Raw genomic sequence first — 9,562 nt, 5'->3', positions numbered from 1 at the left:
GCGCCCGCGAACTGCTGAACGTCGCTGCGCCGCCCGAGACCGACACCTCGGAAGAGCCGGCTGACTTCCATCCGTCCTGCCCCTGCTGCGGCGGACGCATGATCGTGATCGAGGTGTTCGAACGATGGAGGCAGCCGCGCGGACCGCCACACGGTTCCCCGTCGACCGGGAGCAGCACGCCATGACCCGGCATGGCATGGTTCAGCCTTCGGCTGCAGGCACTCTGCCTCCGGCAACGGATCGACGCACGTCCATGGTGATTTTCGTCTCCGACAGAGCCGCTCCCAGCCGCCCACCGTCCCGACAACACCGCACGCAGGCGCAACGAAGCGGTCTGTCCGCATTCACCCCAGAGCTTCCCGACACCGGTCGCGCCATCGCCGACATCTGCAAAAATCCGAAATCTCCATAGCCATCGCCTGTGGCCCGCGGGTTCCTTCCTCGGGGACTTTCGTACGCCTGCCGGCGCCCGAAACTCTTCACGAAAACGGAGTGGCAGCTTGCAGCTTAGCTACGCAGATATCGGACGTTCGACCAACAACGTGAAGACGGCGGAGACGAGCGTTGCCCTGCATCGTGTCACGCGGACTCTTCGAACCGAACCCGCGTCCTGCTGACCACCTTCCGGGAAGCGCTCGCCGAGTCTCTCCAGCGCAAGCTGGGAATCCGTGCGACGGCCGGCACGACCTGACCGACTGAATCACGGTCGCCTTGTTCCGAGAAGCGCTCTGATCCGATGTCGAAAGGCGCCAGGTGGCCGACCGGGACACACCGTCCGGAAGCTCGTCGGAGATGGCCGCCACTGACGCCGGCGTCACTGGATTCTCGTGTCCTGATTCGAGATCGAAAAATGTCTCGATGTCTCGCACATCGAGGACGGGGACGAGAATGCGGACGCTCTTCGGATGGCGTCAGGGGTACGCCATTTACGCCAGCAGCGCTGCTCCATGATTCCTGCGGGGCGGGAAGAGAAGCCCTTTTACCATTTATAAGCCAGGATCTTGGGGTGCCAGAAATCCATTTTCTCGCTGCGATTCAGTCGGAAATCCGGAAGCTCTCTTGTTCGCAGGAGACATCAGGCAGCGCATCCAAGCAGCCGTTTTGCTGGCCTGGGCTGGGTGTCGATATTCGCGGCCGCTCTTCACGCTGCAAGGTGAACTACCGAACTTCTCAGCAGATCATGGCCTATCGGCTTCTTCCTCGATCCGCGATGCGGACGGGCTAGAAGATGATCGCCGCGGCACCATCATGTGCCGGACCATCACCTAAGGTTTGCTTGCGCGGTCTACGTCGAGGGAAGTGCCGGGCGATTTTGGCCAGCAACGATACGGCGGAAGACCCACAGAATTGCTGGGCAAACCAGGAGCAAGACGGCGCCGAAGTCGAGCGCGGCGCTCGCGGACCCGAGCGACGTGGAAAGCTTTCCGCCGATCGCGGACCCAACCGGGTTTCCAGCATAGAAAACCGTATAGAATATTCCCATTCCGATCGCCCGCGTCTTCGGCTCGAGCACGCGCGCGGGTAGGCTCATGATGGCGCCGGCAGGCAGGCCGCAAACGGTCCCGACGGCAATGACGGCGGGAAGCACCTGACCGCTTCGCGACAGGAGAACCGTCAGCAGCGCAAAGCCGATGCAGCCTGCGACAATGATAGCTTCGCCGCGTTTGGTCAGATCAGCGAGCAAGCCTCCTAAGGGGACCGAAATCGCGGTGAGCCAGAGGACGATGCTGATCGTTGATCCAGCTGCAGCCATGGACCAGCCTCGCTCGACGAGCATCGTTGGGCCGAAACTGAAGATCATCACCAAACCGAGATTGTAGAGACACCAGATCGAGCTAGCGGCAATAACCGCATAGACCGTTTCCGAGGTCACACTGCCTCGTTCGCCTTCAACGGAGACGGCAGCCTCCGGCGCGCGATAGAAAAAGGCCATCAGGCCAAGGCCGATCAGGATCCACCCTGCGACGGCAAAGTTGACGAGATGAAGTCCGAACCTCGTTGCGATCCATGGCAATAGCATGAGCGAGATTGCGATGCCCACCGGCCAGGAGTTGACGAAAATGGCCATTGCGGTTGCGATTTCGCGGCCGGTGAACCAGTCGGCGATCATCTTGGTCATCAGGACGCTCAGGAGAATGCCGCCAGTGCCGGCGATCAATCGGCCTGCGATTTGTACGCTCCATGACGCCGACGAGGTCATCAGCAATTCGCCTGCCAGCATCGCCAGGAGCGCGGCGAGAACCGTCGCCTTGTCGCCATAGCGGCGTCCGATGGTGCCAGCGGGGAAGGCGAGCAGGACGCCCGGCGCAAAATAGATTCCGATAAGGATGCCGATATCGGCCAGGCTGGCGCCAATGCCTTGGCCCAGCTGCGGCGCTACGGCCCCCACGCTGCCGAACTGGAAGGCGAAGGCGGCACGCGCGACGAATAAGACGGCAAGAATGGTCCAACGGCTTGGCACTTAAATCCTCCCCTGGGACCGGCGATCGGCGCATGGCTTCCACCAAATGCGTCGCGTACTAGTCCTCTTCGTCATGAATCAACGTTTGCAGTTCATGTCGTCCAGCGGCCCAGGCAAGCCCCTCTTCTAGCCGATCGTCCCCCCAGAATGTTTCGCCATCCACGACGAAGGCCGGGGAGCCGAAAATGCCATAGCTGCGAGCCGCGTCGGTCTCCGCCTTGAGCCGCTCATGGGCGCGGACGCCATCGGCCTTGGCAACCACATCGTCGACGCCCTGACTGAGGGGAGCCAGCACGTGCGCCAGATGGGCGCGGCTGCCCAGTTCCATGCCTTCCAGGTACCACGCCCTGAAGCTTGCGACGGTGTAGGCCTCGCACCAGCCCTCTTCGGCCGCCACCATGGCGACCCGGTTGGCCAGAAGGTCCGGATCGGTCGGCCAGATGGGAGCCCTGACGTAGGGGACGCCGTGCGTCGCCGCGCGCCGCTCCACGTCGCGCCACATGTACTTCACCTTTGCCGCCTGGGTGCGGAGGGCAATGTTGTTCTCGGCCATCACGGTGCGGACGTTGAAGGGGCGCCATCGAACGGCAACGCCCGACTGTTTCGCCATAGCGTCAATGCGCATCACCGACAGATATGCGTAGCCGCTCCCGAAGAAATAGAAGAAGTCGATCTGCTTCATTCCCACCGTCTCCGCGGCCGCGCCAAGTCGGCAACAAACCTATTCCTCAGTCGGTGCTGTTAAGGCTGCACATGCGTAGGAGCCATGACCCGTCGGTCGCTCGAAGACGTCGACCGACGTTCCGTTGCCGGCCTCCAGGGCCTGGGTATTTGCCAGGCACCAGGCCAGGTCACCGGATCTGCCCGCATGCATCACTTTCATTTTCTTGTCGGTCGCCTCGCTGTGCCCGTGGGTCCAGCTTGCGTGGAGAGCTTCGATCGCGTCTCGGCCTCTTAGCCGGAGGCGCGTAGGGCGAATGCAATTCAGCATCGGCCGTAAACATCGCGCCGCACGTTTTGGCGTCGGCGGCACGATAGGCTGCCCCATAGGCATTCCAGAAAACCTGCAGTTCTTCGTGAATCGACATCGGCGGCACTCCGGAGGCAAGATTATTATATTAGCGATTTCTTGTATATGGGATGATAGTCCTCCCATGCTGGTCGGCCGCTGGCCATCTTCGAAGATGGTCTGCGTCCGAACTCTTCTTGCAAGCCTGGACACATCGCTGACCCGAAGCGTTTGAAAGTCATTTCATCCTCCCGTGTTTCGGCCTCCTACTCATTCCCCTTGAGGTACACACCCCTCTCCGGTTCTTCCGCTTTGGCAATCAAAGGCGAGAGAGTACGTTCATGCTGACCTCGATGACCAGCTTGCGGCGCAGGGCAGCTGTGTAGTCGCCAGGCCCCGTCGGCGATATGACGAAAGCCCGGGAGCCGCCGATGACGGACCGGGCGAAGTAGGTTGCCAGCGGTTGCCTGGGGTCCTCGTCGCTCGGTGGAATCGCTATCGCGTTGATAGTGTGTCCCTTGGCAATGGCGCTCTCCCTGCTCGGCTGAACGGGAAGGCCGTCGTTGTTCTCGCCGTTGGAAGAAATGTCGATCACCTTCCTCGTTGCATTTCCAGGAAACCGATCAAGCATAAGACTTCCTACGTCGATGGCCGCCGAAACCGATGTTCCGCCCCGCCCGCGACGAATATAGCCCGTGTCGCCGCTCCTTCTGATCACTGCCGCGGCTGCTTTGGCGTCTTCCAATCCGCAGATGCGGGTCCAGGGCAGCACAGTGCGAGCGTGACCGGCGCTTGCCCATTCAAAATAGGCTACGGCGATGCAGCCGATATGATTCTCGGAGATGGCGCTGATGATTTTGGGCGACGTGAGCGCTGCCGCGTGCCCCTCGCGCTGCAAGTCTGCGGTCCTGGGGTCGATCGAGGACGAGAAATCCACGGCGAACACGATAGCAACATCGACGTTCGTTACTGCAATATTGGCGTTGGCGGCATGTGCCGCCGCACCGCAAAATGTCGCAGCTGAAAAGACCGCCAGTCTCAGCCAAGGACCGGACCGCTTTCCCGGCCCGGCGTCTGGTCGGCCCCTCGGAAGCGGCAAACTGCCGCCCACCCGCGCGAAGGCAGCGTTTGTTCGGGAATTCAATTGTTCATCGAGACATCGAAGCATGTTGCACTCCATCTCACTGGCGGATCGCGTTCGAAGCGATGCCATTGCGGCTAGGCGCCGCGGTGCCCGTTACGGACGAGAGCCCCCAGCCTACCGGTGCGCCAGCAAAGCCGTGGATCGGTGCGTCGGAAGCGCCAGCGTCGGGTCGAGAGGTAGGGCGCACCGGAGCTGGGGGCGATATCGCAACCGACAGGATCGAGCCGAGGATGATCGCCGCACCCAGCGCTCCTACCGCTGAACACTGTTCGCCAAGGAAGATCGCCGCACCGAGGGCACCGAAGATGCTTTCGGCGCTGACAATCACGGCGGCATGGCTGGCCGATGTGAAGCGCAGGGCGGCAATCTGTATGCCGAAGGCGATCGCCGTTGAGAAAACCCCGAGCACCACCAGTTCAGGTCCAGCCTCGGAAGCCGCGCTGAATGACAGGTTGCCTTGCATCGCTCCGAGCGGAAGGGCGAGTGCGGCGGTGGCCAGGAACTGCGCGGCCGCGGCCGTGAAGGGACGGGCATGGGCATGCATATGTCGCGCGAGTTCGACCGCCCAGAGCGAATAACAGCCGGCTGATAGGAGGGCGGTGAGATCGCCGCCGCTGAAACCGGCGACCCCACCCGAAAGAAACAGGCAGCCGACGACGGTCGACCCGGCGGCAACCACGAGCCCTGCTGTCGGAGGCTCCCCTACCAGCAGCCAGGCGGCCAAAGGCGTTATCACCGTTGCTGTGCTGATCATGAAGCTTGCATTGGTGACGGTGGCACCGAGATAGCAGAACTGCTGCAGCATGATGGAGACGGCAAACAGCGCAACCACCCGGGCCAGGCTGGAAAAATGGGCGGCGCCGGCAGGTTGCCGCCGTTCGGTCAGGACAAAGGGCAGCACGAGCAGCCCGCCGACCATGCAGCGCAGGCCGACGGCACTCAGCGCATCGAGATGATCGAGCACCGTCTTTTGCGCCACGTTCCCGAACCCCCACAGAGCGGCGGCGAACAGGAGCAGTAGGTTGGCTGTGAGCTTCGACATCCGCCGCCCCCCGGAGCCGGAACCTGGCTAGGTTCAGTTGTTTCAGCAAAAGCTTCTGTTGTCGGGCCGGAATCGTCAGAGCAGCCGTCATGGCGCTCCCTCTTCAGCCGGGCGATTAATAGAGAAGAATAACCGCTCCAACAGAACGGCTCATGACCCAAATGGGTCATGAGCCGAAAAAAACTCGACTCAGTAGTTAAATCAGTAAGTCGCCCACCGGAAAAGAGTGTCTAAAACCGATTAAAACCATGTCAAGCTGGACAGGAAAATAAAAAAGGTCCAAGCTCAAAATGGTTAACGGAGAGGATGATGGAATACTCCGAGTAGCAAAGGGGAAACAATCAACTTTAAGTGGCTCCAACTTCTGAATACAAACAGGAATTCGGTGGATTATTTGCCGTAGCACCATGGGCACCCGTCTGTGGGCGAGGTGTTTTGTGTCTACAGCGTTCGATTTTGCTGCCATTGAAGCGAGCCTGGTCGAAGCGGCGCTCGATCCAACCCGCTGGGACGAAGCGATGGAACGGGCAGCAAAGTCCACCAGAAGCTTCGGCGCGCTGCTGTTTGATATACAAGGTCACTTGCCGATCCTGCCCCGCACACGCTCGGTTGCACGATCGTTTGATGCCTATGTCAGCGGCGGCTGGATAGAACGCGATGAGCGCTTCCGCCTGGTCCCGTTCCTGCGTGCCCGTGGAGTTGCAACCGACGAGGACCTACTGACGTCGGACGATGTTGCCCGGCATCCGTACTTCCAGGAATTCCTTGCCCCATGCGGGCTGCGGTGGTGCGCCCTTGTCAAGATTGCGGCGGGTGACGAGTTCTGGTCCCTGTCCTTGCAGAGATCGGTCGGGCAGGGACCGTTCTCTCCAGAGGAGCTCCAGCAGCTGATGGCCTTCTCCCACCGGGCCGGATCCGTCGCTGCGCTGGCGACAATGCTCGGCATGGCGCGTGCGGGCGCGGCGTTGGATGCTTTCACTGCAAGTGGCACGGCCGCCATCATGATTGGCAAGGATGGGAGCGTGCTCGGAATGAACGGCGCCGCGGAGTCCTTGCAGGCACATGGACTTGTAGTGAACGGCCGCCATGTGTCCTCGATCGACAAGAGCGCGACTGACGCACTGAACCGAGCGCTGCAGGCGCTCCTACGAAACCAGCCCTCCGCAAGGTCCGTGCCGCCGATAGCGCTCCGGAGAACGCAAGGGCGACCACTGATGGCCTACCCGGTCCGCTTGCCACACGTTTCATACAATTCGCTGGCTCCATGCCAGGCGATCATCATCCTTGTGGATCCGGACACGCAACGCCAGCCACCGGATATTCACCTTCGGACCACCTTCGCCCTAACAGGAGCCGAAGCGCGGCTGGCATCCATGATGTCAGCCGGCGAGCCGCTCGAGGCGGTCGCCGACAGATGTCGGATCTCGTACCAGACCGCACGCAACGAGTTGAAGGCCGTCTTTGCAAAGACGGGCACACACCGCCAAACTGAACTGGTGTCGCTGTTGGCGAGATTTTTGCCGAAACAATGAGGCGGCGCCATGTTGATGAAACGCCGATTCGAGCCGCTTCGCAGTGTTACGGACCCGCCCAATCCGTTGCCTCACAGCGGCGATCGCGAAGAAAACCGCGAAACCCTGAAGCTCATCGTGCAAATCATCAAAGGCAGCGTGCGTAAATTTGACGTCGTCGGCCGGATCGGGGGTGAAGAGTTCAGCGTCCTGCTTCCTGGTGTTGGGCCGGGCACGGTGGGCAAAGTCGCTCGCATCCCGCGTTATAGCAAACTATCAGGCCGGGATTAAAGACGAGGAAGAACTTGCGGCGGTGCCCAAACTACCGCTGGGCGGTGAAGCCGAGATCGGCTCACGTTCCTGGCCTGCGACTGTGGCGTGAGCCAAGCAGCAACAAGCCGACCACCTTCCACAACCGAACAAGACCGGGCGCGCCTTCTCTCCACCATGCCGACCCCGATTCCTAATTCGCCCATCCATGGCTCAGGTGAGCGAGGCATCCAGCCCGATGTATTCACCACCAACCATCATTCCTGCAGCGGCAAGAACGGAGTGTGATTGAGCGAAACGCTCCGTCCGACGCGCTCAACCGAAAAAAACGCGCCCTGGCCGGATAGGATGACACGACCGCGCCGACGTGACCGTTGCCCGGGTGAGTTTAGGAGCGCCCTGATCTGATCAGCGGCAACTAGTACAACCGCAGCAGGTAGAGCCACCCCTAGGGCCTTTTGTTGCGGCAGACGAATTCACCAGTGCTCCGTATTGAGTGGGACGGGAGGTAGTCCGAATTGCAAGCAGGGGTAACCGCCTGAACTCTGGCCCTTTTTGACCAAAGCCGATAGCGCTGTCCATCACACCTTCGGCCAGCCGATACTTCTTTAGAACAGAAAATCTGACGCAGTCAGATTATGGTTGATTCCCGCCAAGATAATCATGAAGTCCGCCGTTGTATCGCCATTTACGTCGGCCTGAACGATCGTGTTACCGCCGTTTTCAAACCACGACACGCTGTTGGCGACGGTGCTGGAGTTATGGCCCGCGAAGGCAAAGGCCTGATCGCCCTTTGCCTTCGAGTTCGCATCGATTGCCGAGATATCGAAGAGATCCGCGGCATGCACGAAGTCGGTGATGACGTCCGCCGCTCCCGGGCTACTGTCAGTTGTCGCCGAAAATAGAAACTTGTCTGCGCCTGACCCGCCGGTCAGAATATCTGCCCCCCCGCCGCCATTCAGCGTGTCATTGCCGTTGCCGCCCAGGATCACGTTCGCTACCGACGATCCGGTCAGAACATCGTTGGACGCCGAGCCCGTGAGGCTCTCGAACGAGGACAATGTGTCTTGCCCAGCGCCCCCCGTGTTCTGGGCTTTCGTCAGTGCAAGACTAACCGTCACGCTCGCTCCGGCGTGTTCGTAGGATATCGTGTCGATACCCGCTCCGCCGGCAAGAATGTTGTTGCCACCATCGCCCTCAAGGATATCGTTGAAACCCGAGCCCGTCAGGTTCTCGAAGCGGACCAGCGTGTCGCCGGCCGCATCGCCGCCACTCCCTTGCCCGGTCGCAAGGCTGACGTTCACGCTGGTTGTCGAGGCCGCATAGCTTGCTGTGTCAATCCCTTGCCCGCCGTCGAGGGTGTCGGCGCCGCCAAGTCCGGCCAAGATGTTGTTCCCGGTATTGCCGGTGACGGCATTGTCGGCCGCGTTGCCGGTGCCGTTGAGATTAGCGTTCCCTGTCAGCGTCAGGTTCTCGACGTTGTTGCCTAGCGTATAGTTGATCGAGGACTGGACCAGGTCTACGCCCCCGCCGGAATTCTCGGTCACGGCATCGCCCGAGTTGTCGACGACATAGATGTCGTTACCCGTCCCGCCGATCAGCGTGTCCTGGCCGGTGCCACCGTTGAGAAAATCGTTTCCATTCAATCCCTGAAGCGTATCGTTGCCGGCCAGGCCGGAGATGAAATCCTCCTCCCCCGTTCCGGTTAGTATGTTTGCCTGACTGGTTCCAGTGACTGTCACGCCGGGGACATTACTCACAGTGACTGCAATCGCCTGTGTGTCGATGCCGCCGTAGCCGTCCGAGACCTGGACGGTCACGTCGTAAACGTTGTTGGCGCCTGTGTCGGTCGGATGCTCGAAGTCAGGTGCCGTGATAAAGGCGAGCGCCCCTGTCGTTGCGTTGATCGTAAACGCGGCCGCGTCAGCACCGTCACCGAGCGCGTAGCTGAGGTTCTGGCCGGCAGTATCGGGGTCAATGGCCGTTACCGTCGTTACCGCCATGCTGTTCTCGGCGATCGTGACTGCGGCCGTGTCGCCGCCGCCGTTCGAACTGATCGTTGGCGCATCGTTGATGGCTGTGACAGTGACGGTGGTGTGCTGGACGGCGCTGAGGGCGGTGCTGT

At 61.0% G+C, this 9,562-nt stretch carries 5 protein-coding genes and 3 pseudogenes; 3 read left to right on the top strand and 5 right to left on the bottom strand.

The window, feature by feature from the left end; translation table 11 throughout:
- A pseudogene (locus M653_RS1000000137520) lies at nucleotides 1-185 on the top strand (IS91 family transposase); the annotation flags it as partial.
- A gap of 1,100 nt (nucleotides 186-1,285) precedes the next feature.
- Here the strand turns inward: M653_RS1000000137520 and M653_RS0130700 are convergent.
- From M653_RS0130700 to M653_RS01000000134090, 4 genes are all read right to left on the bottom strand, one after another.
- The gene (locus M653_RS0130700) at nucleotides 1,286-2,389 is read right to left on the bottom strand and encodes an MFS transporter (protein ID WP_245262413.1); all 1,104 of its coding nucleotides are present in this window, start codon (nucleotides 2,387-2,389) and stop codon (nucleotides 1,286-1,288) included.
- Nucleotides 2,390-2,519: 130 nt separating this feature from the next.
- Nucleotides 2,520-3,143, bottom strand: a complete 624-nt coding sequence (locus tag M653_RS0130695) for a DsbA family protein (RefSeq protein ID WP_027146721.1) — start codon at nucleotides 3,141-3,143, stop codon at nucleotides 2,520-2,522.
- A 646-nt stretch (nucleotides 3,144-3,789) separates the two neighbouring features.
- Nucleotides 3,790-4,638: a DUF1194 domain-containing protein gene (locus tag M653_RS0130690; protein ID WP_084637076.1), complete on the bottom strand. Its 849-nt coding sequence runs from the start codon at nucleotides 4,636-4,638 to the stop codon at nucleotides 3,790-3,792.
- Nucleotides 4,639-4,651: 13 nt separating this feature from the next.
- Nucleotides 4,652-5,656, bottom strand: a complete 1,005-nt coding sequence (locus M653_RS01000000134090) for a DMT family transporter (RefSeq protein ID WP_084637074.1) — start codon at nucleotides 5,654-5,656, stop codon at nucleotides 4,652-4,654.
- Between the two features lie 437 nt (nucleotides 5,657-6,093).
- Here M653_RS01000000134090 and M653_RS0130680 point away from each other — a divergent pair, with 437 nt between their 5' ends.
- Both M653_RS0130680 and M653_RS1000000138030 read left to right on the top strand, forming a co-directional pair.
- Nucleotides 6,094-7,188: a hypothetical protein gene (locus M653_RS0130680; protein ID WP_032936531.1), complete on the top strand. Its 1,095-nt coding sequence runs from the start codon at nucleotides 6,094-6,096 to the stop codon at nucleotides 7,186-7,188.
- 105 nt (nucleotides 7,189-7,293) lie between these two features.
- Nucleotides 7,294-7,389 (top strand): annotated as a pseudogene (locus tag M653_RS1000000138030) (diguanylate cyclase); the annotation flags it as partial.
- Nucleotides 7,390-8,045: 656 nt separating this feature from the next.
- Here M653_RS1000000138030 and M653_RS0130670 read toward each other — a convergent pair.
- Nucleotides 8,046-9,562 (bottom strand): annotated as a pseudogene (locus M653_RS0130670) (cadherin domain-containing protein); the annotation flags it as partial.

The sequence above is a fragment of the Mesorhizobium sp. WSM3626 genome (assembly GCF_000513935.1).
Taxonomy (GTDB): Bacteria; Pseudomonadota; Alphaproteobacteria; order Rhizobiales; family Rhizobiaceae; genus Mesorhizobium; species Mesorhizobium salmacidum.
Note: the sequence above shows the minus strand (reverse complement) of the source record. Positions and strands in the feature narration are given on the sequence as shown.